The sequence below is a fragment of the Micromonospora sp. WMMA1923 genome (assembly GCF_049179195.1).
GTDB lineage: Bacteria > Actinomycetota > Actinomycetes > Mycobacteriales > Micromonosporaceae > Micromonospora > Micromonospora yangpuensis.
Window position 1 is genome coordinate 3687952 of record NZ_JBMHLZ010000001.1, and the last position, 25537, is coordinate 3713488.

Consider the following 25537-nt stretch of genomic DNA (forward strand, 5'->3'; position numbering starts at 1 on the left):
CGGGCCACACCGGTCCGCGCACCTTCCCCCGTGGACGAGCTGTCCCCCCGACGTACGGCCGAACCGCCGCTCGGCCCATCAGCCGAGGTGGACAGGGCCGTTCAACCCCCTGGAACTGGTCCTTCAACCCGGCCGGCGGCACCACGCGGCGGGCACCGCCAGCCACGAACCGACCACGCTACGGGATGCCCCGTCCACCACGTGGCCGGCCACCTGGCTAGTCACGCAGGACGTCGAGGGCCTGGTCGAGGTCGGCGGGGTAGTCGCTGACGAAGGTCACCTGCTCGCCGGTACCCGGATGCACGAAGCTCAGGGCGCGCGCGTGCAGCCACTGCCGGCTGAGTCCCAGCCGGGCGGAGAGGGTGGGGTCGGCGCCGTAGGTGATGTCTCCCACACACGGGTGCCGCAGGGTGGAGAAGTGCACCCGGATCTGGTGGGTCCGACCGGTCTCCAGGCGTACCTGCAGCAGGCTCGCCGCCGGGAACGCCTCGATGGTGTCGTAGTGGGTGACGCTGGGCTTGCCGTCGGAGACCACCGCCCAGCGGTAGTCGTGGGTGGGGTGGCGGTCGATCGGGGCGTCGATGGTGCCGCGCAGCGGATCCAGGTGCCCCTGCACCACCGCGTGGTACTGCTTGTCCACCTCGCGGTACTTGAAGGCCCGTTTCAGCGCGCTGTACGCCGACTCGCTCTTGGCCACCACCATGATCCCGGTGGTGCCGACGTCGAGCCGGTGCACCACCCCCTGCCGCTCGGCGGCGCCGCTGGTCGCGATGGTGTGGCCGATCGCGGCGAGCCCGCCGATGACCGTCGGCCCGGTCCAGCCGGGGCTGGGGTGGGCGGCGACGCCGACCGGCTTGTCGACCACCACGATGTCGTCGTCGGCGTGGACCACGCGCAGGCCGGGCACCGCCTGCGGCACCACACTCGGCGCGGCGACCGGGGCGGGCAGGGTCACCTCCAGCCAGGAACCGGCCTTGACCTTGTGCGAGTTCGGCCGGGTGACCCCGTCGACCAGGGCGTCGCCCGCGTCGACCAGGGCCGCGGCGGCCGTCCGGGAGAACCCGAGCAGCCGGGACACCGCCTGGTCCAGGCGCATCCCGTCCAGGCCGTCCGGCACCGGCAGAGAACGCTGGTCACGATAGGTGCTCACGCGCGCCCCCGCTCCTGGGCCGGGCCCGCCGGGCTCCGGTCGTCATCGCTGTCGGTCTCGGTGTCGGTGGTCCGGCCGCCGCCGCTGATCCGGGTGCCGTCGCGCTGCCGGCCGGTCAACTCCAGCAGCACCGCCAGGATCACCCCGCAGACCAGGGCGCTGTCGGCCAGGTTGAACACCGGAAAGACCTGCCCGTACGGATGGAACGGGCTGATCATGTCGACCACGTGACCGAGGAAGTGCCCGGGCGCGCGGAAGATCCGGTCACCCAGGTTACCCAGGGCCCCGCCCAGCACCAGACCGAGCGAGACCGCCCAGGGCAGCGACCGCAGCCGCAGCGCCATCCACCCGATCCAGACCACCACCCCCATGGTGATCACCGGGAAGATCCAGGTGTAGTCGCCGCCCAGCCCCCAGGCCGCCCCGCTGTTGCGGACCAGGGTGAGGTAGATGGCGCCGCCGAGCAACCGTATCGGCTCCCGGTCCTGCAGGGCCGCCAACGCCCAGTGCTTGGTGAGCTGGTCGGCGACGAGCAGGAACAGGCCGAGGCCGAAGAGGGTCCCCACCGCTGCGCGACGGGCTCTGCCACCCGCCGGCTCAGCGTTGGATGACCCGGCGGGCGGTGCTGCGCTCATCTGCTCCCCATCGACACTCTCGGCGGTGACCGGTCACCGGTGGTACCGGCTGCCGGGGAGCGGTGTCAGCGCCGCTCCTCCAGCTGCTTGCAGCTCACGCAGAGGGTGGCCGACGGGAAGGCGGCAAGCCGCTCCACCGGGATCGGGTTGCCGCACCGCTCGCACCAGCCGTAGTGGCCCTCGTCGAGTCGCTCCAGGGCCCGTTCGACCTGCGTGATCCGCTCCTTGATGCTGTTGGCGAGAGAGATCTCCTGCTCCCGCTCGAACGTCTTCGTCCCGGTGTCGGCCTGGTCGTCGCCGGCCGAGTCGGTCAGCCGGTCGCGCTGCAGCTCGGTGATCTCGCTCAGCGTCTGATCGTACTCGGCGCGCAGCTCGTCGCGGCGTGCCGCCAGGGCCGCCCGGATCTTCTCGGTCTCCGCGGTGCTGCGGGTGGGCTTCGCCACCGGCTTGCGGCCGGCAGTCCGGGTGTCGGCTGGCTTCGCCATCGTCAGCTCCCTCGGCCGCGGAGTCCGCAGCGGTCGGCGGTGCCTGCGGGGCCACGCCGGTCAGGCATGTCCCCCGGGTACGAAAAGGGGCACGCGGCACGACGGCCGCGTACTCCGGAGGTTGGCAAGAATACGGAACGTAGGCCTGTTACGACAACGTGCCGAACCGGCTCACCGCGATCCCGCCGCGATTAACCCCTCATCGGGGCAAAAAGTACGCTAGCAGCTGTTTGTCCTGGTCGGCGGCGTACTCGCCGAACCAGCGGACCAACCGGTCGGGCGCCGGCCGACCACGGTCGACGTCCCCCGGCGGGACAGTCCGAGCCGGTGTCCGGCTTACGGCGGGGATCCGTCCCTGAGGCGGGACACCAGCTCGGGCAGTCCGGCCGGTGGACGGTCGACGCGGAAGAGCTTGTCCCGGCTGGCGGCGCCGGTGCGCAGGGACACCGCCGCCGGCCGTACGCCGCACGCGTCGGCCAGGGCCCGCCGGGCGGCCTCGGTGGCCCGGCCGTCCACCGCCCGGGCGTGCACCGCGACCACCAGGGCCGGTCCGTGGGGACCGTCGAACCGACCGCCGACCCGGGTCCGGGAGGCACCCGGTTTCACCCGTACGGCGATGGTGAACATGTCGTCGACGGGAGCCACCGGGTGCTGCGCTCAGTACGGCTCGGCGGCGGCGAGCAGGACGGTGTCCGGGCAGCAGAGACCGCACGGGGTGAAGCCCAGCTCGACGGCCTCGGAGACCGCCAACTCCTCGGACTCCCGATCGACCAGGTGCGGACAGTCGGCCAGATGGTAGCGGGGTCGGCCGTCGACCACCCGCACCTCGACGTGCAGCCGGGCCACCAGCGCGGAGTCGGCGAGGCTGACCGGTTGGGCGTCCGGCTCGTCCGCCAACGTGTCGAGGCCGGCCAACCCGGCGGCCTCGGCCAGCGCGGCGTCGTCGACCAGGGCGGCAGCGTCGGTAAGCGCGGTGCTGTCGCCGGCGGGACCGGCACCGCTGGCCGGGCCCGCACCACTGGTCGGGACGGCGTGGGCGGCCGACGGATCGGGGTACGCCGACAGATCGTCGTCACCCGACCTCGGTACGGGGGCGACCACACCCGCCGGTGCCGCCGGGCCGGCAGCCGGCCGGCCCGGCGTGACGTCGACGTCGTCCGGCCACGGTTGGTCGGACGCGGCACGGCTCGACCAGGCCTCGTCCCCGCCCGCCCACGGCTCGCGGTCGACGTCGGCCGACCAGGGGCTCGGGTCGGCCGGGACCGGACCGGGGTCGGCCATCGGGAGATCGGGTGGTTGCCGCCACCCGAGGTCATCGGTGTCGACCGGCTGCGGGCCCCGCCCGAACGGCCCAGGGCCGACCGGGTCGTGGTCGACCGCCCGTTCCGGTACGGCGTACTCCGGCGGTTCCGGCTCGACGGCGTCCTCGGCGGGCGGACCGCCGGGGGGCACCGGGGACGCCCGGTCCGTCGACGCGCGGGCAGCGACCGCCTGGCGGGCACCAGCCACCAACGCGACGGCGGCCAACAGGCTGGCCGCGATCGAGGTGACCAACAGCGCACTGGAACTGCCGGCCAGGCCGACCACCAGCAACGCCACCGCGAGCAGGATGAGCAGCAGACTGGCGACTAACAAAGCTCACCCCCGCCGCGTCGGGCCGGCTCGGTGGTCGACGGCCGCGCTCCGGCGGCCGTCGACCGGTGGATCAGCGACCGGATTCGAGTGCGCCGGCGCGACCGCCGTAGGAGCCGGCGAGACCGGCCGCGGCGAGACCGTTGCCACCGCCGACCGCCCGGCTGCCGTCGGCCCGGGTCAACTCGGCCTCGACGCTCTGCCCGCGACCGTCGAGGTCACGCAGCTGGCTCTCCAGGTAGGACTTGAGCCGGGTCCGGTACTCCCGCTCGAACTGCTTGAGCTCCTCGATGTGCTTGCTCAACGCGGTCCGCTTGGCGTCCAGGCCACCCATGGCCTCCTGGTGCCGCTGGCGGGCGTCCCGCTCCAGCGCGTCGGCCTTCGCCCGGGCCTCCCGGGTGACCTCCTCGGCCTTGGAACGGGCCTCGGAGAGCAGCGAGTCGGCCTCGCGACGGGCGTCGGAGACGTGGTCGTCGGCGGTGCGCTGGGCCATCATCAGCACCCGCAGCGCCTGCTGCTCACCGTCACCGGTGACGGCCGGCCCACCGGCGGAGCGGACCTGCTCCAGCTCGGCCTGCATCGCGCGGGCGGCCTGCTCGGCGGCGGCCTTGTCACGCTGCACCCGGTCGAGCTGGGCCTTGACGTCGTTCAGCTCGGCCGCGAGGCGCGCGTCACCGCCGGGACCGGCGGGCGCTCCACGGCCACCGCGCTCCACCTGGGCGCGCAGCTCGTTGTTCTCCTCTATCAGACGGGCGAGCTCGCGCTCGACCTCGTCCAGGAAGGCGTCGACCTCCTCCTCGTCGTACCCCCGCTTGCCAATCGGCGGCTTTTTGAAGGCGACGTTGTGCACGTCGGCCGGGGTCAGCGGCATCGAAACTCCTCGGGTCAGTTGCGGCCGCGTAGCGGGCTGGACCTGCGGGTCTGCTTCACCCGAGGATCAGCCGCTTCAACACGAACTCCATCAGCACGAACAGGATAACCAGGAGCACAAGGGAGGCCAGGTCGATGCTCACGGTACCAATTCGCAAGGGAGGGATCACACGCCTCAACGCCTTGAGGGGTGGATCAGTGACGCTCCACACGGATTCCAGTCCCGCCGAGGCACCCCGACCCGGCTGCCAGCGGCGCCCGTACTGGAGCACCGCGCTCAGGACAAACCGGGACAGAAGAAGGAGCAGGAAGACATAGAGGATCAGATAAAGGACTTGGAGCAGGATCGACAACACGGTAGGCGACGTCCCTCGGTCGGGTGATCTAACTGAGGCTGAAGAACCCGCCCTCGGCGATCTTGGCCTTGTCTTCTGCGGTGACCTGGACGTTGGCCGGTGAGAGCAGGAACACCCGATTGGTCACGCGCTCGATCGTACCGCGCAGCCCGAACGCCAGACCGGCGGCGAAGTCCACCAGACGGCGGGCGTCCGACTCATCCATCTCGGTGAGGTTGATGATCACCGGCACCCCGTCGCGAAAGTGCTCACCGATGGTGCGCGCCTCCCGGTACGTGGTGGGGTGCAGGGTGGTGATCTGGTACCGCTGTTCCTCCTCGACCACCGGCGCCCGCTCTCGGGCCTGGGCCTGCGGAGCCAGGGCGAGGTTGTCCCGGGTGTGGTAGCTCAGGCCGCCGGAGTTCTCGCCGCCACCCGGCCGGGTGATGGAACGCACGCTGGCCCGGTCGAGCCGCTCCGGGCGTTCGGGGCGCTCCGGCCGGTCGGTGTCGGCCCGTTCGCCGTCCAGGGCACGCGCGGTGGACCGCTCGGCGAGCCGGCCCCGCTCACCGGCGCGCGGTCGCGGCGCGGGCGGCTCGTCGGCCTCGTCGTCGTCCTCGTCGGCGAACTCCTCGGCATACCGGCTCTGCCGGTACCGCGAGTCACGGTAGCCGCCCTTCTCGTAGCCACCGTCGTCGTAGGGCCGCTCGTCGTCCTCTTCTACCAGACCGAGCCAGACCCCCGCCTTGCGCAGTGCACCCATCCCGCGCCCTTCCGTCCGCCGTGCGGCACGTGCCCCCATGCCGTGTCGCATGTCGCGAGTGGACAACGGGTGTCCACCAGAGCGGAACGACCGTCCCCGGCGTGCGGTTCGCGTCCCGCCCGCCGTGCCCCCGGACAATGGGAAGCCGTTCCGTAAACAACAGCGATGTAATTTATTCTCCCGCAGCCAGGCTACCGCAGCGTGGGACGCATTCCGAGCAACGCGCTACCGACGCGGACCTGTGTCGCGCCGTGGGCGATCGCGATCTCCAGGTCACCGCTCATCCCGGCGGAGAGCGCGGTGGCCTCCGGATGGTCCGCCCGGAACGCCGCGGCGACCTCGGCCAACCGGCTGAACGCCCGCTCCGGTGCCCAGCCCAGCGGGGCCACCGCCATCAACCCGGTCAGCCGCAGCGCCGGCGCCGCCGCCACCGCCTCGGCCACCGGCCCCAGCCCGGTGTCCGGATCGGCGGAGTCCGGCACGGCCCCGCCCCGGTCCGGGTCGGCGTCGATGCTCACCTGCAGCAGGACGTCCAGTGGCCGGTCCCGTGCCGCCGCCGAGGCGGTGGCGAGCGCACCCACCAACCGGACCCGGTCGACCGAGTGGACCACGTCGGCGTAGCGGACCACCGAGCGGCACTTGTTGCGCTGCAACTGACCGACGAAGTGCCAGCGGGGACGTACCCCGGCCGCCGCGACCTCGGCGGCCTTGCCGGCCGCCTCCTGGTCACGGTTCTCCCCCAGGTCGTGCACCCCGAGGCCGGCCAACGCCAGCACGTCGTCGACCGGGTACGTCTTGGTGACCGCGATCATGGTGACCGTGTCGCGGTCCCGGCCCGCGGCGGCGCAGGCGTCGGCGATCCGGGTCCTGACCCGGGCCAGCCCGGCGGCGAGTTCGGCCCGCCGGTCGGGCCGTACCGTGCTGTCCTTGTCGGTCATCGACGCCGCTCAGGATCCGTTCTTGAGGAAGTCCGGCACGTCGACGTCGTCGAAGAGCACCCGACGCGGCGACTGGGTGGGTGGCGACATGGTGGCCGGCGGCGGCGTGCTCGGCGGAGCCGGCTGGTTCTGGTTGGTCTTGCGGGGCGGCTCGGCGGTCTTGTACGCCGGCACCCCACCGTCGAAACCGGCGGCGATCACGGTGACCCGCACCTCGTCACCGAGCGCGTCGTCGATGACCGCCCCGAAGATGATGTTGGCGTCCGGGTGGGCCGCGTCGGTGACCAGCTGCGCCGCGTCGTTGATCTCGAACAGGCCCAGGTCGGAGCCGCCGGCGATGGAGAGCAGCACCCCGCGCGCCCCGTCCATGCTCTGCTCCAGCAGCGGGCTGGAGATGGCCGCCTCGGCCGCCTCGACGGCCCGGTTCTCGCCCCGGGCGCTGCCGATGCCCATCAGCGCGCTGCCGGCCCCGCTCATCACGCTCTTGACGTCGGCGAAGTCCAGGTTGATCAGGCCGGGCGTGGTGATCAGGTCGGTGATCCCCTGGACACCGGAGAGCAGCACCTGGTCGGCGGTGCGGAACGCGTCCATCATGCTGATGTTGCGGTCACCCAGGGCCAGCAGCCGGTCGTTGGGGATGACGATCAGCGTGTCGCACTGGTTGCGCAGCTCGTCTATCCCGGACTCGGCCTGCACCTGGCGGCGCTTGCCCTCGAACGAGAACGGCCGGGTCACCACGCCGATGGTCAGCGCGCCGAGCTTACGGGCGATGTTCGCCACCACCGGCGCGCCACCGGTGCCGGTGCCGCCACCCTCACCGCAGGTGACGAAGACCATGTCGGCGCCCTTGAGCACCTCCTCGATCTCGTCGCGGTGGTCCTCCGCGGCGTTCTTGCCCACGTCCGGGTTGGCGCCGGCGCCGAGCCCCCGGGTCAGTTCGCGGCCGACGTCCAGCTTGACGTCGGCGTCACTCATCAGCAGCGCCTGCGCATCGGTGTTGATCGCGATGAACTCGACGCCCTTGAGCCCAACCTCGATCATGCGGTTGACGGCGTTGACGCCGCCGCCACCGATGCCGACGACCTTGATGACCGCCAGATAGTTGTGCGGAGGTGTCATCTCCGGTCCTTTCCCTTCGAGATTGGCCTTCGCTCGACCGGGTACGGCGGAGCCGCACCCGTGGTCGACGACAGCTGCCCCACGTGGAGGATCAGGGTTAACCCTCACCCTCTACTAGAGGCTTAGAGTTATGTCAACCACTGATTCTCTTCGGGGCAACGTAAGCGCCGCCGCGCCAGGAGCCAAGGACCTGACCGGCGTGTCGCCCCGCGGAGCCGCGACTCGTCCCGGCGCGGGCCGAACGCCCAGCCGCGACCTGCCCCGGAGCGGCCCGAACGGGCAGCCCGGCTGACCGGTGACTCACTTGACCGTCACCACGTCCGGCGCGCTGACGTCGACCCGCTCGGCCGGCTGACCGAGCAGCGCGGTGGCCACCCGGGACTTCTCCGTGCCCCGGGTGGCGTCGCCCCAGAAGACGGTCCGCTCGTCGCGCAACCCCAGGCTGATCCGGGCCAGCCCCTCGACCCGCACGTCGAGCAGGCGCTCCCGCAGCTCCGGGGTGAGCACCGCGAGCACCGCCAGGGCGGCCCGGGTGCCCGGATCGGCCGGCCCCGGCCGCACCACCCGGACCACCGGCAGGCCGGCCGGAGGCTGGGCCACCGAGCGGAAGACCACCCCCGAACGGTCGATCACCACGAACCCGTCGCCCTGCGGCACCACGGCCACCCCGGTGCGCTCCACCACCCGCACGACCAGGGTGCCCGGCCAGTCCCGGGACACCGTGGCCCGCTCGACCGGCGCCAAGGCGCCGACCCGGGCCGCCGTGGCGGCCAGGTCCACCCGGGCCAACGGCGTGTCGTCCGGCACCGCCACCGCGTCGCGTACCTCGACCGGGGTCACCAGGTCGGCACCGACCACCCGGACCTCGCGTACCCCGAACAGGCCGGTGCCGAGCAGCGTCCAGGCCACCAGTGCGGCCAGGGTGAGCACCCCGGCCGCGACCGCCCAGGGCAACGCCGCCCGGACCCGACGCTGCCGGGCGCGGGCCATGAACCGCCGGGTGGACGCCGGCACCGCGTCGGAACCGGCGCGCACCAACTGCCAGCGGCGGTGCGGTCCGCGCCGGCCGCCACCGGCGTCCGGGGTGGGGCGGCCCCGGCGACCAGCGGCGTCCGGACCGCGCCGGCCACCACCGTCGGAGCCGCCCGCGCGGCCCCGGGCCGGCCCGGAACTCATCCGAGGGTGGACGCCGGCGGGTCGACGACCTCCCCGGCCCGGGCCTGCAGGGCCGCCAGCAACTCGTCGCCCATCAGCGAGATCGGTGGCGCGCCCATGGTCACCACCACGTCGCCGGGGCGGGCCCGCCGGGCCACCTCCACCGGGACGTCGTCCCAGGAGTCCACGAAGACCTTCCGCTCGGCCGGCAACGGCACCGCCTCGATCAGCGCCGCCGACCCCTGGCCCGGCTGCCGCAGCTCACCGGGGCCGAAGACCTCCAGCAGCACCAACTCGTCGGCGATGCCCAGCGCGGCGGCGATCTCCGCCTGCAGGTCCCGGGTGCGGTACAGCCGGTAGGGCTGGAAGACCACGATCAACCGACCGTCGGCGGCCACCTCCCGCAGCGTCTGCAGGGCCAGCGTCATCGAGGTCGGGTGGTAGGCGTACTCGTCGTAGACCAGCACACCGTCGGCCACGCCCTTGCGCTCGAAGCGCCGCCGCACCCCGGGGAACGCACCGAGCGCGGCCTCGGCCGCCTCGACCGGCAACCCCAGCAGGTACGCGGTGAGCACCGCAGCGGCGCTGTTGAGCGCCATGTGCCGGCCGGGCACCGGCATCCGCAGCTCGCCCAGCGACCGGCCGTCGATCTCGGCCAGGTACCGCACCCCCCGGGCGGACGAGGCCAGCTCGGTCAGGCGCAGGTCGGCGTCGGGCGCCTCGCCGTAGGTGTACACCCGCCGGCCCTCGGCCCGCAGGGTCGCCGCCAACCGCTGGGCGCCCGGGTCGTCGGCGCAGGTCACCACGTACCCGTCGGGGTCGGTGAGCCGGGCGAAGTCGGCGAACGCGGCCTCCAGGGTGGCCAGGTCGCCGTAGGTGTTGAGGTGGTCGGCCTCGACGTTGGTGATGACCGAGACGTACGGGCGGTAGATCAGGAAGGACCGGTCGCTCTCGTCGGCCTCCACCACGAAGTACTCGCCGGTGCCGTGGTGCGCCCCGGAGCCCACCTCGGAGATCTCCCCGCCGATGACGAAGGACGGGTCCTGGCCGGCCCGCTGCAGGACCATGGTCACCATCGAGGTGGTGCTGGTCTTGCCGTGGGTGCCGGCCACCGCCACCGCCCGCCGGCCGGTCATCGCCGCGGCCAGGGCCTCCGAGCGGTGCAGCACCCGCAGCCCTCTCCGACGGGCCTCGACCAGCTCCAGGTGGTCCTGCGGGATGGCGGTGGAGTAGATGACGGTGTCCACCCCGTCCAGGTTGGCCGCCTCGTGGCGCATGTGGATGGTGCCGCCCAGCGCCCGCATCCCGGCCAGCGAGGGCCACTCCCGCAGCTCGCTGCCGGAGACCGGCAGGCCCCGGGTGAGGAAGAGCCGGGCCAGGCCGGCCATGCCGACCCCGCCCACCCCGATCAGGTGGATCGCCCCGAGGTCCTCGGCGGTCAGCGTGCCGGCCGGAGTGAACTGCGCGGTGTTCATCAGAGGTACCTTCCCGTCGCGGCCGGCCCGGCGTTCACCGGTTCACCGCCTCGTAGACGAAGTTCAGCAGCGCCTCGTCGCCGTCGCGCCGCCCGTACGCCGCCGCCGCCGCGCCCATCGCGGCCAGTCGCTGCGGGTCCCGGACCAGGGGGACGACCGTACGCTCCACCCAGTCCGGGGTCAGCTCCGCGTCATCGACCAGCAGCCCACCACCGGCCTCCACCACGGGCAGCGCGTTGCGCTTCTGCTCCTGGTTGCTGTGCGGGTACGGCACGTAGATGGTGGGCAGCCCGATCGCGGCCACCTCGGCGCAGGTCATCGCGCCGCCCCGGCCCAGCATCAGGTCGGCCGCGGCGTAGCCGGCCTCCATCTCGGACAGGTACGGCAGGGTCACGTACGGCACCGGCAGGTCGGTGGGGACCGGCACCGGCTCGTTGCGGGCGCCGATCACGTGCAGCACCTGGATGCCGTTGCGGGCCAGCTCCTTGGCCGCCCCGGAGACCGCCAGGTTGATCGAGCGGGCGCCCTGCGAGCCACCGGCGACGAAGAGGGTCGGCAGGTCCGGGCGGAGTCCGAAGTGGGCCCGCGCGGCGGCGGCGTGCCGGGCCCGGTCCAGCCCGGCGATGCCCCGGCGCAGCGGCACCCCGACCACCCGGGCGTCACGCAGCGCCTCGGCCTGCTGCGGCTGGTGCGGGAAGCCCACCGCCACGTGGTTGGTGAACCGCATGCCGAGCCGGTTGGCCACCCCCGGTGGGACGTTCACCTCGTGGATCACGATCGGCAGCTCGCGCCGCCAGGCGGCCAGGTACGCCGGCACCGAGACGTACCCGCCGAAGCCGACCACGGCGTCGGCCTGGACCTCGTCGATCACCTTGCCCGCCGCGCGGGCCGCCGTCCACATCCGACCCGGGGTCTTGACCAGGTTCAGGTTGACCGACCGGGGCAGCTGGTAGGCCGGGATCTGGCGCAGGTCGTAGCCCTGCGGCGGGATCAGCTCGTTCTCCAGGCCCTTCGGTGTGCCCAGGCAGGTGATCCGGACGCCGGGGTCGTGCCGGCGCAGGCAGTCGGCGAAGGCGAGCAACGGGTAGATGTGCCCCCCCGTGCCACCTCCCGCGAGTACCACCGAACGCAGCGGACCCATCAACGTCTCCTCTCAGTCGCCGCCCCGGCGCCCGTCCGGGTCGGCCGGGCGGCGTGCGGCGCGGCCCGGTCTGTCCTCCCGCCGCGCTCGCGACCGGGGTACGGACCCACGGGCAGCCGGCGGCGTCGCCGGCCGGCGACGTCCACCGGGAAGCGGCGGCAACGGGGCCCAGAGTAGTCGGACCCATCTGGCCGTCGGACGGGCGTGCAGGGCTCGGGCGGCGTCGGGCTCGGCGCGGGCGAACGAGGCCAGCATCCCGATCGCGGCCAGCGTCACGACCAGGGCACTTCCCCCCTCGGAGATGAACGGCAGCGGCACCCCGGTGATCGGCAGCAGCCCGACCACCCCACCGATGTTGATCACCGCCTGACTGACCAGCCAGGTGGTCGCCGCCGCGGCGGCGAGCCGGCGGAACGGGTCGTCGACCCGCCGGGCGATCCGCAGTCCGGTGTAGGCCAGCACCGCGAACAGGCCGAGGATCACCGCACAGCCGACCACCCCCAGCTCCTCGGCGACGATGGCGAAGATGAAGTCGTTGCGGGCCTCGGGCAGCCAGTCCCACTTCAGGACGCTCTTGCCCAGCCCCACCCCGAACCAGCCGCCGTTGTCGATGGCGTTGCGCCCCTGGCCGATCTGGTAGCAGTAGCCCTCGAAACACTCGTCGGGCGGGCTGATGAAGTAGGTGAGCCGGGCCAGCCGGTAGTTCGTCTCTCCGCGTTCGCCGGAGCCGGCGCCGAGCGAGGCGGCGGCGATCAGCAGACCGATGCCGGCCAGCCCGACCACCGACAGCACGGCGAAGACCCGCGCCCGCACACCGGCCGCCCAGAGCAGCCCGACCACCACCGCGAGCAGGATCAGCATGGTGCCGACGTCGTTGTAGCCGACCAGGACAAAGAGCAGGGCGACCACCGGGAACAGCGGGGTGGCCAGCTCCCGCCACCAGCCCAGCGCCGCGCCCTTACGGGCGATCACGTGCGCCCCCCAGAGCACCAGGGCGAACTTGGCCAACTCACTGGGCTGCACCTGGAAGCCGCCGATGAACAGCCAGAGCAGCCGGGCCTCCAGCGGACCGAAGCTGGCCGACTCCTGGCCGGTGAGGCGGGCCACCACCAGCAGCAGGTTGAGCAGGACCAGCAGGCCGACCGCGACCGCCAGGGCCGGCCGGCCCAGCGCCCGGTAGGTGCGGGCGGGCAGCCGCTGGCAGGCCCAGAACGCGACGATCCCGATCACCGCGAAGAGGGCCTGCTTCGACAGCGCGGCGAAGGCGTTGCCGCCGGTGGCGTACTCGGTGACGCTGGTGGCGGAGAAGACCATGGTCAGACCGATCACCAGCAGCAGGCCGGCGCTGGAGATCAGCAGGTAGTAGGAGGCCAGCGGCCGGGACAGCAGCCCCCGCAGCGCCGCCAGCGGGCCCACGGCCAGCCCGCGCGGCGACGCCGGCGGATCAGCGCTCCGCCCCGTCCCCGCCCGCTGCTGTACCTCGGTCGCTCCGCCGGAGCCTCGGTCCTCCCCCACCTGCCCATCATCGCCGCTGGACCGACCCGCCACCCGCCCAACGCCCGACTCGGCGTGTCGAAGCCGTAAGGAAGGGCCCCCTGTTATCGCATTCTGTTGTGCAGGGGGCCCTTCCTAACAACCAGCGGACGCGGCGGGCCCGGCGCGGGGAGGGGGTGGTGCGGGGAGGGGGTGGTGCGGGTCAGCCCATGTTGGCGAGGAAGTCGCTGTAGAACAGGCCGAGCGCGATCGCCACGCCGATCCCGGCGATGATCCAGAACCGGACCACGATGTTGACCTCGCTCCACCCGGCCAGCTCGAAGTGGTGCTGTAGGGGCGACATCCGGAAGACCCGCTTGCCGGTGGTCTTGAAGGAGATGATCTGGATCACCACGGACATGGTGATGATCACGAAGAGGCCACCGATGATCGGCAGCAGCATGATCGTGCGGGTGGACATCGCCATCCCGGCGATCAGCCCGCCCAGACCGAGGGCACCGGTGTCACCCATGAAGATCCGGGCCGGGGAGGTGTTCCACCACAGGAAGCCCACACAGGCCCCGGCCGCCGCCCCGGCGATCAGGGCGATCTCCAGCGGATCCCGGACCGTGTAGCAGTAGTTGTTCGGGTTGGCGGTGTACGTCGGGTCGGCGCACCAGTGCCGGTACTGCCAGAACGCGATCAGGGCGTACGCGGCGAGCACCATCACCGAGGCGCCGGTGGCCAGGCCGTCCAGGCCGTCGGTGAGGTTCACCCCGTTGGTCGAGGCCATCACGACGAAGATGAAGATGATCACCGCGCCGATCTTGGTGACGTCCAGCACCGGGATGTCCCGGATGAAGCTCAGCGTGGTGCTGCCCACCGTCTCGGTGTTGGTGAGCGTGCCGCTGGCGTCGGTCATGGTGCTCGGGAAGTAGAGCGCGACGACACCGAAGACCGCACCGACCAGGATCTGCCCGAGCAGCTTGCCCCGGGCGCTCAGCCCGCCGCTGTGCCGCTTGCGGACCTTCAGGAAGTCGTCGATGAAGCCGACCGCGCCGCAGAAGACCATCAGCCCCAGCAGCACCAGCGCGGTGATGGTCGGCTCGACCTGGGCGATCTGCGCGTCCGGCAGGGTGGTCAGGGCCAGGTGACCGGCGACGTACGCGATGACCGTGGCGAGGATGAAGACCACCCCGCCCATGGTCGGGGTGCCCTTCTTGCCCTGGTGCATCTGCGGACCGTCGGTCCGGATCGGCTGCCCCGCCTTGAGCCGGGTGAACACCTTGATCGCGATGGGGGTGCAGAACAGGGAGACCAGGAAGGCCACCCCGATGGCGACGATGACCGCCCTCATGCGGTGCCACCCCCACGGGTGACCGCGGCGTCGGTGCCGCTCTCGGCACGCAAGGCGTCGGTGCCGCTCTCGGCACGCAAGGCGTCGGTGCCGCTCTCGGCACGCAGGGCGTCGGTGCCGTCGGCGCGCAGCGCGTCGACCACCTCCCAGGTGCGGTACCGGGAGCCCTTCACCAGGACCACGTCCCCGGCCCGTAGCTCGCTGCGCAGCACCTCGACGGCCGCCGCCTGATCGGTGAGCAACACCGACTCTCCTCCCCAGTCACTTACCGCTGTCGCCCCTTCGTGGATCGGCGCCGCCTGGTCACCCACCACGAGCAACCGGTCGACGCCCAGGTCGGCCGCGAGCCGGCCGACCTCCAGATGCCCGTCCCGCTCGAACGGACCCAGCTCGGCCATGTACCCGAGCACCGCGACCCCGCGCCGGCCACGGGCCAGGTCGGCCAACGCCCGCAGCGCCGCCGCCATCGAGGCCGGGTTGGCGTTGTAGGAGTCGTCGATCACGGTCACCCCGTCGGACCGTTCGAAGACGTCCATCCGGCGGGTGGAGACCAGCCGCAGCTCACCGAGGGCCTCGGCCACCTCGGTCACCGGCATCCCCAGCTCCCGGGCCACCGCCGCGGCGGCGAGGCTGTTGGAGACCTGGTGCCGACCGGTCAGCCCGAGCCGTACCGGCGCGTTGCCCTCCGGGGTCACCAGCGTGTACGCCGGCCGCCCCCGCTCGTCGAAGCTGACGTCCTCGGCCCGGACGTCGGCGTGCGCCGCCTCGCCGTAGCGGACCACCCGCGCCCCGGTCCGCGTCGCCATCGCGTCCACCAGCGGATCGTCGGCGTTGAGCACGGCCAGCCCGTCGGCGGGCAACGCCTCGACCAGCTCCCCCTTGGCCAGGGCGATGGTCTCCCGGGAACCGAACTCGCCGATGTGTGCCACCCCGACGTTGAGCACCACCGCGATCCGCGGCGGCACCACCTCGCACAGGTACCGCACGTGCCCCACCCCGCGGGCGCCCTTCTCCAGGACCAGGAAGCGGGTGGCCGGCCCGGCCTGCAGCGCGGTGTACGGGTGCCCCAGCTCGTTGTTGAACGATCCGGGCGGTGCCACGGTCTCCCCGAGGCGGGCCGTGAGCTGGGCGATCAGGTCCTTGGTGGAGGTCTTGCCGGAGGAGCCGGTCAGCCCCACCACGGTCAGGCCGGGCAGCCGGTCGACCACCGCGCGGGCCAGCCGGCCCAGCGCCGGCAGCGCGTCGTCGACAAGCACCATCGGCACGCCGGGCACCTCGCGGGTGCCGAGCACGGCCACCGCGCCGGCCGCGACCGCGACCCCGGCGTAGTCGTGCCCGTCGACCTGCTCGCCGGGGAAGGCGACGAAGAGCGCCCCCGGGGTGACCTTGCGGGAGTCGAACTCCACCGTCGCGGTGACCCGGGTCTGCGGGTCGGCGGCGACCAGCCGGCCACCGACGGCGGTGGCGATCTCGGTGAGGCTCAGCGGGATCATCGGCGACCCGCCAGGTCACCGAAGCGGGCCCGCAGCGCGTCGGCCAGCTCGGTCCGGTCGTCGAAGGGCTGGACCTCGCCGGCGATCTCCTGCCCCCGCTCGTGGCCCTTGCCGAGCAGCGCCACCACGTCCCCCGGCTCGGCCAGCCGGACCGCCTCGTCGATGGCCGCCCGGCGGCCCGGCACCTCGATGATCCGGGCCGGCGTGCCGGCCTGGTACGCCCCGGCGAGCACCTCGGCGCGGATCGCCGCCGGGTCCTCGGTACGCGGGTTGTCGTCGGTCACCAGGACCACGTCGGCTCCCTCCGCCGCGGCGGCGCCCATCACCGGGCGTTTGCCCCGGTCCCGGTCGCCGCCGGCACCGATGACACAGATCAGCCGGCCGGCGCTCAGCTCGCGCAGGGCCGCCAGCACCGCGACGATCGCGTCCGCCTTGTGCGCGTAGTCGACCACGCCCCGGACCGGGCCGGCCGTGGCGACCAGCTCCAACCGGCCTGGTACGCCACCACAGCCGGCCACTCCGGCCACCGCGGTGGCCGGGTCGATCCCGACGGCGGTGAGCATGGCCACGGCCAGCAACGCGTTGGCCACGTTGTGCCGCCCCGGCAGCGCCACCTGGGCCGGCAGGACCAGGCCGGCCGGGCCGTGCGCGGTGAACCGTTGGGCGTACCCCTCGCCGTCGACGTCCGCGGCCCACCAGGTGGCGGTGGGGTCGCCGGCGGCGGAGTAGCTGACCGTGGCCGGGGTGAACAGGACCCGCAAGGCCGGGTCGTCGTGGTTGAGCACCTCGACCGCGCAGCGCCCGTCGAAGAGCTGTGCCTTGGCCGCGAAGTAGTCCGCCGAGTCGGCGTGGAAGTCCAGGTGGTCCGAGCCGAAGTTGGTGTACCCGCCGACGGCGAAGCGGACCCCGCCGACCCGGCCCATCGCCAGCGCGTGGCTGGAGACCTCCATGACCACGGCGGTGACCCCGCGCTCCCGGGCCGCGGCGAGCATGGCGTGCAGGTCGGTGGCCTCCGGGGTGGTCCGCACGCTGGCCACGACCAGGTCGCCCAGCCGGGTCTCGACGGTGCCGATCAGGCCGGTGGTGTGGCCGGCCGCCCGCAGTCCCGCCTCGACCAGGTACGCGGTGGAGGTCTTGCCGGCGGTGCCGGTGATCCCGATGACGGTCAACGCCTCGGTGGGGTCGCCGTAGACGGCCGAGGCCAGCCCGCCGAGCACCGCGCGGGGGTCGGCGACCACCAGGGCCGGCAGGCCGGCCTCGGCGACCATGGCCGCGCCGGCCGGGTCGGTCAACGCGGCCACCGCGCCGGCCGCCGCCGCGGCGGCGGCGAACTCCGCGCCGTGCCGGCGGGCGCCGGGCAGGGCGGCGTACAGGTCGCCGGGGCGGACCTCCTGGCTGGCGTGGGTCACCCCGGTCACCGACCGGTCCGCGACCTGCGGGTCCAGGGCCGGCTGGGCACCCGGCGAGGCGTCCGCCGGGAGCCGGGCGGCGAGGTCGCCGAGTCGGACGGGAGGCACGCTACGGGGACGTGGATTGCCGGGCACGGCGTCAGACCCTACCCGGTCGTCCGGTTCCGACCGCACAGCCGCCCCGGTGGTTCGTCCGCACCAACCGATGATGTCGTGATCTGGCCGGTCAGCGGGGATAGACCACGAAGTTCGGGGTGTCATCGCTGCTGGACGGGGGCACCCGGTAGTGCTGCAGGGTGAAGCGCATCATGTCGGCGAAGGCCGGGGCGGTGATCTCGCCGCCGCCGCCGACGGGAGTGTGCGCGAAGACCGCGATGACGTACCGGGGCTTCTCGGCCGGGGCCATGCCGATGAACGAGGCCACCTCGCCGGGCTGCTTGCGCCCGTCGACCAGCCGCCAGCCGGTGCCGGTCTTGCCGGCGACCCGGTAACCGCTCACCGCCGCCGCGGTCCCGGTGGCGTCGGGCACCGTGGTGACCGCCTCCAGGATCGTGCGCAGCGCCGCCGCGTTCTGCGGGCTGAGCACCCGGTGGGTCTTCGGGGCCGCCGCCGGGGTGCGGTCGCCCTTGGCGTCGACGATCTCCTTGACCAGGTGCGGCTGGATCCAGGTGCCGTCGTTGGCGATCGCCGCGTAGGCGGCGGCCATCTGCAGCGGGGTGGCGTCCACGCTGTGCCCGATCGGCACCGACCCGTACGACGAACCGCTCCACTCCTGCGCGGGCAGGATCCGACCGGCGGCCTCACCCGGCATGCCCTCCCCGGTGGGCTGGCCGAGCCCGAACCGGCGTTGGTACTCGATCAGGTTGTCCCGGCCCAACAGTTCGGCGATCTTGATGGTGCCGACGTTGGAGGAGTGCGCCATCATCCCGGCCAGACTCATCTCGCGGCCCTGCGCGGGATGGGTGTCGGCGAACCAGGTGTCACCCATCTGGATGGCGTTCGGGATCGGCAGGGTGGTCTCCGGCGTGATCACGCCCTCCTCCAGCGCCGCGCCGAAGGTGATCGCCTTGTGCACCGAGCCCGGGTCGACCACGAAGCTGGTCGCCGCGTCCTCCCGGTCGACCGGCTCGCTCTGCGCCGGCTTGGCCGCGTCGTAGCCGGGGTAGCTGGCCTGGGCCAGCACCTCGCCGGTGGCGACGTCGAGGACCACGGCGGCACCGGTGCTGCCCCGGGTCTCGGCCATCCGCTCGCCGAGGATGCGCTGCACCCGGAACTGCAGGTCCCGGTCGATGGTCAGGCACACCGAGCTGCCCGGCTCGGCTCTGGTGGTCTGGCTGAAGCCGCCGGGGATGGGCGCGGCCAGCTTGTTGCGGCCGGACTCGTAGACCCGCCGGCCGTCCACCCCGCTGAGCACGTCGTCGTAGCGGGCCTCCAGCCCCTCCAGCCCGGTCATGTCGTCGCTGGTGAAGCCGAGCAGGTTGGCGGCGAGGTCGCCGTTGGGCACCTCGCGCCGCTCGTCGCGGTGGCTGCCGATGCCGTTCAACTCCAGCGCCATGATCTGCCGGGCCCGCTCGATCGGCACTCCGCGGGCCAGGTACTCGAACTCGGAGGGCTTGCCGTTCTCCCGGATCCTCGGGCGCATCCGCTCGGCCAGGTCGGAGGCGGCCACGCCGAGCAGTGGGGAGAGCGCCTGGGCGGTCGCCGCCCGGTCGTCGATCCGGGTCGGGTCGGCGAAGACGTACCGTGCCTCGATGCTGTGGGCCAGCGGCGCGCCGTCGCGGTCGTAGATGGCCCCGCGCGGTGCCGGCAGGTCGACGCTGATCAGCCGGTCGCTGAGTCCGGCCCCGGCCCAGGCGGGGGTCTCCACCGCCTGCAGTACGACCAGCCGGATGCCGATGGTGGCGAAGACGGCCAGGGTGAGCACGGTGGCCAGGCGGAGCCGGCGACGCGGATCGGCCAGCTTCGGGGCCCGCCGGGGCTTGCGCACCGGCCGCCGGGCCGCACCACGACGGTCCGGACCACGGGCCGGCCGCGGACCGGGTCGGCGGCGCGGTGGCGGGCCGGCCTCGTCGTCGGGGTCGTCGGCGACCGGACGCGCCTGCACCGTCCGGATGACCCCACCCCGGCCGGTCGCGGCCGCGTCCCGCCGACCGGTCCGGTTGGTACCGGCACGACCGCCGTCGAGCACCTGCAACGCCGGCCGGAACGGGTCACCGGCCCGACCCGCGCGGGGCGTGCGCCGCAGCGACCCGTCGGCGGCGCCCTCCCGGATGGTTCGGCCCCGGGGCGTGTACGCGCGGGCGTCGGAGATGCCGCCGCCCGCCTCGCCGCCGCGCGCGCCGCTGGCCCGCGACGAACCGCGCCGGGCGCCTGTGGCGTCCCGGCGCGGCTCCTCCGAGCGTGGTGGTGGCACGGGTCAGCCTCCCGCGCCCTGCTGGCTGGTGACCGACGGCGCGCCGTCGGCGGGCCGGGGCACGCCGATCATCTTGCCGTCCGGCAGCCGGATGTACGCCGGCTCGGCCGACTCGACCAGCCCCAGCTTCCGGGCGTTGGCCTCCAGGTTGCCCGGCGCCTCCTGCTTGGCGATCTCCTTGTGCAGCTGCTGCTCCTCCAGGTCGAGCTTGGCCTGCTGCTGCTGGAGCTCCTCCAACCGGAACGCGTTCTCGTTGATCTTCGTGTTGACCACCAGGATGCCCAGCACCCCACCGACGACGAGCACCAGGATCAGGGCCACGAAGGGCGCCCGCGGCACCGACACCGGCGGCGGCGGCGCGACCCGCAGCCGGGGCGCCCGTGCGGTGGCCGGCGCGGGCCGGGCCCGCTCGGCCGGTCGCAGCGCGGCGCTGCCCTGGGTCGGGAACTCGCGCGCCCCCCGGCTGCGAGTTGCCGACCGCTCGGCACGTGCCGTCCCGGACGTCGGTGCTCCGCCGCGCGTGACCCGCTCCGCCGCGGCTGCGCCGCGCGTGGCCCGCTCCGCCGCGGTCCGGCCCCCCGACCGCGGTTCGCGCTGCCCGACGCCGGATTCGTTCCGGCGGACGTGCCCCTTGACGCTCATGTTCCCTCCCCCTCTTCGTCCGTCCCGTCCCGCACCGACCGCTGCGGATCCCGCCCGGATCCACCAGCGGTCGTCCCCGGTTGGTGCATCCCCTTCACCCGTCGGCGGTACCGTTCGCGGTCGGTCCGCCCCTGCTGTGCCACGTTCGGGTCGAGGCGTTCCGCGGCCCGCAACCGCACCGAGGCGGCCCGCGGATTCGCGGCGACCTCCCCCTCCCCAGGCAGTTCCGCGCCCCGACTGAGCAGTCGGAACGTCGGCCCCGTACCGGGGAGTTCGACCGGGAGGTCGATCGGGCCCTTGCTGCGGACCCGGTCGGCGAGCGCCTGCTTGGTGAGCCGGTCCTCCAGCGAGTGGTAGGACAGGACCACCATGCGGCCGCCCACGTCGAGCTTGTCGAGCGCGGCTGGCAACGCTGTTTCCAGTGCCGCCAGTTCCCTATTTACCTCGATCCGTAAAGCCTGAAACGTTCTCTTTGCCGGATGACCGCCTGTTCGTCGGGCTGGTGCGGGAATGGCGTCCCGGACCAGCTCGGCCAACCGCGCCGACGAGGTGATCCGGACCCGTTCCCGCTCCCGGATGATCGCCGAGGCGATCCGCCCGGCGAACTTCTCCTCGCCGTAGACCCGCAACAGCCGGGTCAGCTCCGGGTGGCCGTAGGTGTTGACCACCTCCTCGGCGGTCGTCCCCCGGGTCTGGTCCATCCGCATGTCCAGCGGTGCGTCCTGGGCGTAGGCGAACCCGCGGTCGGGCGCGTCCAGCTGGAGCGAGGAGACCCCCAGATCGAACAGGATCCCGTCGATCGTGGGGTAGCCCAGCCGGTCGAGCACCTCGGGCAGCTCGTCGTAGACGGCGTGCTCCAGGTGGACCCGGTCGGCGAACCGGGCCAGCCGGACCCGCGCGTGGGCGAGGGCCTCGGTGTCCCGGTCCAGACCGATCAGGACCGTCTCCGGATGCGCCGCGAGCACCGCCTCGGCGTGACCGGCCAACCCCAGCGTCGCGTCGACGTGTACCGTCCGCCCGCCCCGACCCAGCGCGGGAGCGAGCAACTCGAGACACCTCTCGAGCAGCACCGGCACGTGCGTGCCGCGTAGCTCCCCCATCTGGACCCCCATTGGTTGCACCGGTTCAGTTGTGTACGCGTCCTGTCGTCGGACGACGCCTGCGTCGTACCGCCAGATCCCCATCCGCTCCCGGCCAGTTCGTGGGTCGCGCCCCACGGAGACTGGATCGTGCGCCTGGCACCGGGGAAGGGGTGCCAGGAACTCGAAGCGGCTGGAGATCTCGCAGTACGTCGGGGCGCCGTCACGCCCTACAGACCGCCGGGCAGCACCCCCTCCGAGATGTCGGCGAAGTCGTCCTCGCTGTCGGCGAGGTAGCTCTCCCACGCCGCCCGGTCCCAGATCTCCACCCGGGTGCTCGCGCCGATGACCACCAGATCGCGGTCGAGAGCGGCGTAGCCGCGCAGATGGGCCGGGATGGTGACGCGGCCCTGCTTGTCCGGGACCTCGTCGTGGGCACTGGCGAAGAAGACCCGGCTGTAGGCCCGAGCCGCCTTGTTGGTCATCGGTTGGGCGTGCAACTGCTGCGCGATCCGCTGGAACTCGGGCATCGGGAAGACGTAGAGACAGCGCTCCTGCCCTTTGGTGATCACGACACCCCCCGCCAGCTCGTCCCGGAACTTGGCCGGAAGGATCAACCGGCCCTTTTCGTCCAGGCGTGGAGTGTGGGTGCCGAGAAACACCGGCCCAACCCCCTCGCCCTGAGCGGCGTTCGCGGCGCCGCTGACCCCCCGGGCCGGTGGGGCCCTCCCGGCCTCACCATCGCGCCCCACTCTACTCCACTTCCCTCCACCTGCAACCAGATTCGCCCGCGTGGCGCGCCGGTTTCGACGACAAAAACGCACGTCAGAAAGGGTGGAGCCGAGTGGAGGGCCAGCGCGCCCCGGTGCGCCGCGTCCGCTTTCCGACATTGATCGACTCCGTCCGACCGCACCGTCGGAGGTGGACCGACGGCCGCCGGCGGGACGGAGGGAACGCCCTCGGTCTGAGATCGGGCGGGGGCGCCGGTCCGGTAACCTCGCTCGCGTGACGGACGCGAAGATGCCCATGCGGGCAAAGGTGGCCAGCTCCGTGTCGCGTACCGCTGCGGCGCTGTCGCGGGCTGCGGGCCGCGGCGACGGCTCGGTGATCGGTGGCTGGATCGGCCTGAAGATCGACCCGGACCTGCTCGCCCACCTCGCGGCCGGGCGGGCGATCGCCCTGGTCTCCGGGACCAACGGCAAGACCACCACCACCCGGTTGGCCGCCGCGGCAGTCGGCGTGCTCGGTCGGGTCGCCACCAACTCGTTCGGCGCCAACATGCCCACCGGGCACACCTCGGCGCTGGCCAAGGCGGGCAGCACGCCGTACGCGGTGCTGGAGGTGGACGAGCACTACCTGGCCCAGGTGCTGGAGGCGACCGACCCGCACGTGGTGGCGCTGCTCAACCTCTCCCGGGACCAGCTCGACCGGGCCAAGGAGGTCGCCATGATGGCGCAGCTCTGGCGGGCCGCGCTGGTGCGGCACCCGGAGGTACGGGTGGTGGCCAACGCCGACGACCCGATGGTGGTGTGGGCCACCACACCCCCGCCCGAACACGACAGGCGACTCGCCTCGCCGCACGTCACCTGGTTCAGTGCCGGCCAACGGTGGCACGACGACTCCTGGGTCTGCCCCGAGTGCGGCTCGACCATCCAGCGCTCCGGCGTGCAGTGGTGGTGCAGCGGTTGTCCGCTGCGTCGGCCCGAGCCGAACTGGGTGGTCGAGGACGAGGGGGTGACCGATCCCACCGGTGCCTGGCACAAGGTCAAGCTCCAACTCCCCGGCAAGGTCAACATCGGCAACGCGGCCACCGCGCTGGCCGTCGCCGCCGAGTTCGGGGTACGCCCGGTCGACGCGGTCCTGCAGCTGGGCAGCGTCACCTCGGTCGCCGGCCGGTACGCGCAGGTCGACCGGGACGGGCGCAACATCCGGCTGCTGCTGGCGAAGAACCCGGCCAGTTGGCTGGAGGCGTTCGACATGGCCGACCACGCCCCGACCCTGCTCTCCATCAACGCCCGGGACCCCGACGGGCTGGACACCTCCTGGCTGTTCGACGTGGACTTCGCCCCGCTGCGCGGCCGGCAGGTGCTGATCACCGGCGACCGGGCGTACGACCTGGCCGTCCGCCTCGACGTCAACGACGTGCCGTTCCAGCACGTACGGACCTTCTCCGAGGCGCTCCGGGCGGTCCCACCCGGCCGCCTGGAGGTCATCGCCAACTACACCGCCTTCCAGGACATCCGAGCGGAGCTGGACCGTGTCAACTGAGAGCCTGCGTATCGTCTGGATCTACCCCGACCTGCTCTCCACCTACGGTGACCGGGGCAACCTGCTGATCCTGGCCCGGCGGGCCCGGCAGCGCGGCATGCCGGTGGAGACCATGGAGGTCCGCTCCGACCAGCGGCTGCCGGCCACCGCCGACATCTACCTGATCGGCGGCGGGGAGGACGGTCCGCAGGCGCTCGGGGCGCAGCGGCTGCTCGCCGACGGTGGCCTGCACCGGGCGGTGGCCCAGGGCTCGGTGGTCTTCGGCGTCTGCGCCGGCTACCAACTGCTGGGCACCTCGTTCTTCGCCAAGGGCACCCAGTACGCCGGGCTGGAGCTGCTGGACATCGCCTCCGACCGGGGCCCCAGCCGGGCCGTCGGTGAGCTGGCCGGCGAGATCGACCCGCGGCTGGGTGTCCCGGCGCTCACCGGCTTCGAGAACCACGGCGGGCGTACCCGCCTCGGTCCCGGTGTCGCGCCGGTGGCCCGGGTGACCGCCGGGGTCGGCAACGACGGCCAGACCGAGGGGGCCTGGCGCGGCAAGCTGCTCGGCACGTACTCGCACGGGCCGGCCCTGGCCCGCAACCCGGCCCTGGCCGACCTGCTGCTGCGCTGGGCCACCGGCGTACACCAGTTGCCGCCGTTGGACGACACCTGGCACGAGCGGCTGCGCTCCGAGCGACGCCACGCGGTGGCAGCCGCCGCCCGACCGTGACCCCGCAGGGCCGGGAGCCGCACGGGCGGCTCCCGGCCGGCGGGGCCGACTCCGGGCCCCGGGAGAGCGCAACCCCCGCCGGAGCCGGCGCACCTCCCGACGGAGCAGGTGCCGGTCCGCCGCCCGGGGGGAACGCTGCGGGTCGGCGGCTGTGGCCCGGCCCCACGGCGGTGTTCGCCGCGCTCCGCCGGATGGCGGCGCAGCCCTCGGCCCGTCGCTTCCTCCTCCTGGTGGCGATGCTGGCCGGCTTCGGTCTGCTGGTGCTCCTGGTGCCGCTGCCCGCCCCGGGCGAGATTCCGCAGCTGGCCGACCGGCTGGGCCCGTTCGCGCCGTTCGCCGCGATCGTCGTCGGGACGCTGCTGCTGGTCGCCCTGGTCCCCCGGACCTTCGTGACGCTCGCCGCCGGCGCCGTCTTCGGTCCGTTCACCGGCGCGCTGTACGCCCTCGGCGCGGCGCTGCTCGCCGCCGCTCTGGGCTTCGCGGCCGGTCGCCTGCTCGGGCGGGAGTTCGTCGCCGAACGGGTCCGCGGCCGGCTGGCCCGGCTCGACCACTGGTTCGCCAGGCAGAGCGTGTTCGGCGTGATGACCGTACGGCTGCTGCCGATCTCCGGCTACGGCCTGGTCAGCTACGGCTACGGCACCACCGGCGCGCGGCTGCTGCCGTACCTGGTGGGTAGCGTCCTGGCCTCCGCGCCGACCGCCCTGGGCTACGCCGCGATGGGTGCCTCGGTGACCACCCCCGGCGGGATCAACTGGTACGCCGCCGCGCCGGCCACGCTGGGCCTGGTCGCCAGCGCGGTGCTGGTCGCCCGCTGGTGGCGGGCCGAACGCGGCCGGCGCACCGCCCGCTGACCCCACCGTCGGCCCGTGGCTGGACGGCACCCACCCCGCCACCGTCTCCGGGGCGTGGGCCACGTAAGCCGGCTGGGCGGCGGTGGCCGCCCTGGTCACCATGCTCGCGCTACACCGCCGCGACCCCTGACCGTTGCGCACG

At 73.3% G+C, this 25537-nt stretch carries 22 protein-coding genes and 2 pseudogenes; 3 read left to right on the plus strand and 21 right to left on the minus strand.

The genetic code is table 11. The features are described 5' to 3' along the window. Window positions 1-217: 217 nt before the first annotated feature. The 21 genes and pseudogenes from ACN28G_RS16530 to mraZ all read right to left on the minus strand — a co-directional run bounded on the left by ACN28G_RS16530 (window position 218) and on the right by mraZ (window position 22226). Entirely contained in the window at window positions 218-1096 is an 879-nt protein-coding gene (locus ACN28G_RS16530) for an RluA family pseudouridine synthase (protein WP_091446794.1), read from the minus strand. Window positions 1097-1146: 50 nt separating this feature from the next. After that, the gene (lspA, locus tag ACN28G_RS16535) at window positions 1147-1785 is read right to left on the minus strand and encodes a signal peptidase II (protein ID WP_091441066.1); all 639 of its coding nucleotides are present in this window, start codon (window positions 1783-1785) and stop codon (window positions 1147-1149) included. 65 nt (window positions 1786-1850) lie between these two features. Beyond that, entirely contained in the window at window positions 1851-2270 is a 420-nt protein-coding gene (locus ACN28G_RS16540; protein ID WP_091441069.1) for a TraR/DksA family transcriptional regulator, read from the minus strand. Window positions 2271-2606: 336 nt separating this feature from the next. Further along, window positions 2607-2897 carry a DUF167 domain-containing protein gene (locus tag ACN28G_RS16545; RefSeq protein WP_091441073.1) on the minus strand — a complete coding sequence of 97 codons (291 nt, stop codon included), beginning with the start codon at window positions 2895-2897 and terminating at the stop codon, window positions 2607-2609. A 30-nt stretch (window positions 2898-2927) separates the two neighbouring features. Beyond that, complete coding sequence (locus ACN28G_RS16550) at window positions 2928-3905, minus strand: hypothetical protein (RefSeq protein ID WP_421481007.1); 978 nt, start codon at window positions 3903-3905, stop codon at window positions 2928-2930. A 70-nt stretch (window positions 3906-3975) separates the two neighbouring features. Then, window positions 3976-4773, minus strand: coding sequence for a DivIVA domain-containing protein (locus ACN28G_RS16555; RefSeq protein WP_091441079.1), 798 nt, complete (start codon window positions 4771-4773; stop codon window positions 3976-3978). Between the two features lie 55 nt (window positions 4774-4828). Continuing rightward, entirely contained in the window at window positions 4829-5128 is a 300-nt protein-coding gene (locus ACN28G_RS16560) for a YggT family protein (protein WP_091441083.1), read from the minus strand. A 28-nt stretch (window positions 5129-5156) separates the two neighbouring features. Next, window positions 5157-5870, minus strand: coding sequence for a cell division protein SepF (locus ACN28G_RS16565; protein WP_091441087.1), 714 nt, complete (start codon window positions 5868-5870; stop codon window positions 5157-5159). A 191-nt stretch (window positions 5871-6061) separates the two neighbouring features. After that, a complete protein-coding gene (locus ACN28G_RS16570) occupies window positions 6062-6808 on the minus strand; it encodes a YggS family pyridoxal phosphate-dependent enzyme (RefSeq protein ID WP_091441091.1) in 747 nt (248 codons plus the stop codon). A 9-nt stretch (window positions 6809-6817) separates the two neighbouring features. Further along, entirely contained in the window at window positions 6818-7927 is a 1110-nt protein-coding gene (gene ftsZ / locus ACN28G_RS16575) for a cell division protein FtsZ (RefSeq protein ID WP_091441095.1), read from the minus strand. A 300-nt stretch (window positions 7928-8227) separates the two neighbouring features. Further along, the gene (locus ACN28G_RS16580) at window positions 8228-9103 is read right to left on the minus strand and encodes a cell division protein FtsQ/DivIB (protein ID WP_421479581.1); all 876 of its coding nucleotides are present in this window, start codon (window positions 9101-9103) and stop codon (window positions 8228-8230) included. Next, entirely contained in the window at window positions 9100-10557 is a 1458-nt protein-coding gene (murC, locus tag ACN28G_RS16585) for a UDP-N-acetylmuramate--L-alanine ligase (protein ID WP_091441103.1), read from the minus strand. The genes ACN28G_RS16580 and murC overlap by 4 nt, the downstream gene beginning before the upstream one ends. Before the next feature lie 34 nt (window positions 10558-10591). Then, window positions 10592-11698: an undecaprenyldiphospho-muramoylpentapeptide beta-N-acetylglucosaminyltransferase gene (gene murG / locus ACN28G_RS16590; protein ID WP_091441106.1), complete on the minus strand. Its 1107-nt coding sequence runs from the start codon at window positions 11696-11698 to the stop codon at window positions 10592-10594. Then, window positions 11698-13105 (minus strand): annotated as a pseudogene (locus tag ACN28G_RS16595) (FtsW/RodA/SpoVE family cell cycle protein). Before ACN28G_RS16595 ends, murG begins: the two are co-directional and overlap by 1 nt. Before the next feature lie 289 nt (window positions 13106-13394). After that, on the minus strand, window positions 13395-14528 hold the full coding sequence (gene mraY / locus ACN28G_RS16600) for a phospho-N-acetylmuramoyl-pentapeptide-transferase (RefSeq protein WP_091441109.1): 1134 nt from the start codon (window positions 14526-14528) through the stop codon (window positions 13395-13397). A gap of 119 nt (window positions 14529-14647) precedes the next feature. After that, window positions 14648-16021 (minus strand): annotated as a pseudogene (locus tag ACN28G_RS16605) (UDP-N-acetylmuramoyl-tripeptide--D-alanyl-D-alanine ligase); the annotation flags it as partial. After that, window positions 16018-17604: a UDP-N-acetylmuramoyl-L-alanyl-D-glutamate--2,6-diaminopimelate ligase gene (locus ACN28G_RS16610; protein ID WP_421479584.1), complete on the minus strand. Its 1587-nt coding sequence runs from the start codon at window positions 17602-17604 to the stop codon at window positions 16018-16020. The gene ACN28G_RS16610 and the pseudogene ACN28G_RS16605, both read right to left, overlap by 4 nt. Before the next feature lie 52 nt (window positions 17605-17656). Next, window positions 17657-19843 carry a peptidoglycan D,D-transpeptidase FtsI family protein gene (locus ACN28G_RS16615; protein ID WP_421479585.1) on the minus strand — a complete coding sequence of 729 codons (2187 nt, stop codon included), beginning with the start codon at window positions 19841-19843 and terminating at the stop codon, window positions 17657-17659. Between the two features lie 3 nt (window positions 19844-19846). Next, window positions 19847-20485 carry a hypothetical protein gene (locus ACN28G_RS16620; RefSeq protein WP_091441122.1) on the minus strand — a complete coding sequence of 213 codons (639 nt, stop codon included), beginning with the start codon at window positions 20483-20485 and terminating at the stop codon, window positions 19847-19849. After that, window positions 20482-21585: a 16S rRNA (cytosine(1402)-N(4))-methyltransferase RsmH gene (rsmH, locus tag ACN28G_RS16625; RefSeq protein ID WP_091446799.1), complete on the minus strand. Its 1104-nt coding sequence runs from the start codon at window positions 21583-21585 to the stop codon at window positions 20482-20484. Before rsmH ends, ACN28G_RS16620 begins: the two co-directional genes overlap by 4 nt. 209 nt (window positions 21586-21794) lie before the next feature. Next, the gene (gene mraZ, locus ACN28G_RS16630; protein WP_091441126.1) at window positions 21795-22226 is read right to left on the minus strand and encodes a division/cell wall cluster transcriptional repressor MraZ; all 432 of its coding nucleotides are present in this window, start codon (window positions 22224-22226) and stop codon (window positions 21795-21797) included. Window positions 22227-22584: 358 nt separating this feature from the next. Here mraZ and ACN28G_RS16635 point away from each other — a divergent pair, with 358 nt between their 5' ends. The 3 genes from ACN28G_RS16635 (at window position 22585) to ACN28G_RS16645 (ending at window position 25395) form a co-directional block, all read left to right on the plus strand. Then, window positions 22585-23832: a MurT ligase domain-containing protein gene (locus ACN28G_RS16635; RefSeq protein ID WP_091446808.1), complete on the plus strand. Its 1248-nt coding sequence runs from the start codon at window positions 22585-22587 to the stop codon at window positions 23830-23832. Continuing rightward, on the plus strand, window positions 23822-24544 hold the full coding sequence (locus tag ACN28G_RS16640; protein ID WP_091441131.1) for a type 1 glutamine amidotransferase: 723 nt from the start codon (window positions 23822-23824) through the stop codon (window positions 24542-24544). Before ACN28G_RS16635 ends, ACN28G_RS16640 begins: the two co-directional genes overlap by 11 nt. 191 nt (window positions 24545-24735) lie before the next feature. Next, the gene (locus ACN28G_RS16645; RefSeq protein ID WP_421479588.1) at window positions 24736-25395 is read left to right on the plus strand and encodes a TVP38/TMEM64 family protein; all 660 of its coding nucleotides are present in this window, start codon (window positions 24736-24738) and stop codon (window positions 25393-25395) included. Window positions 25396-25537 lie beyond the last annotated feature (142 nt).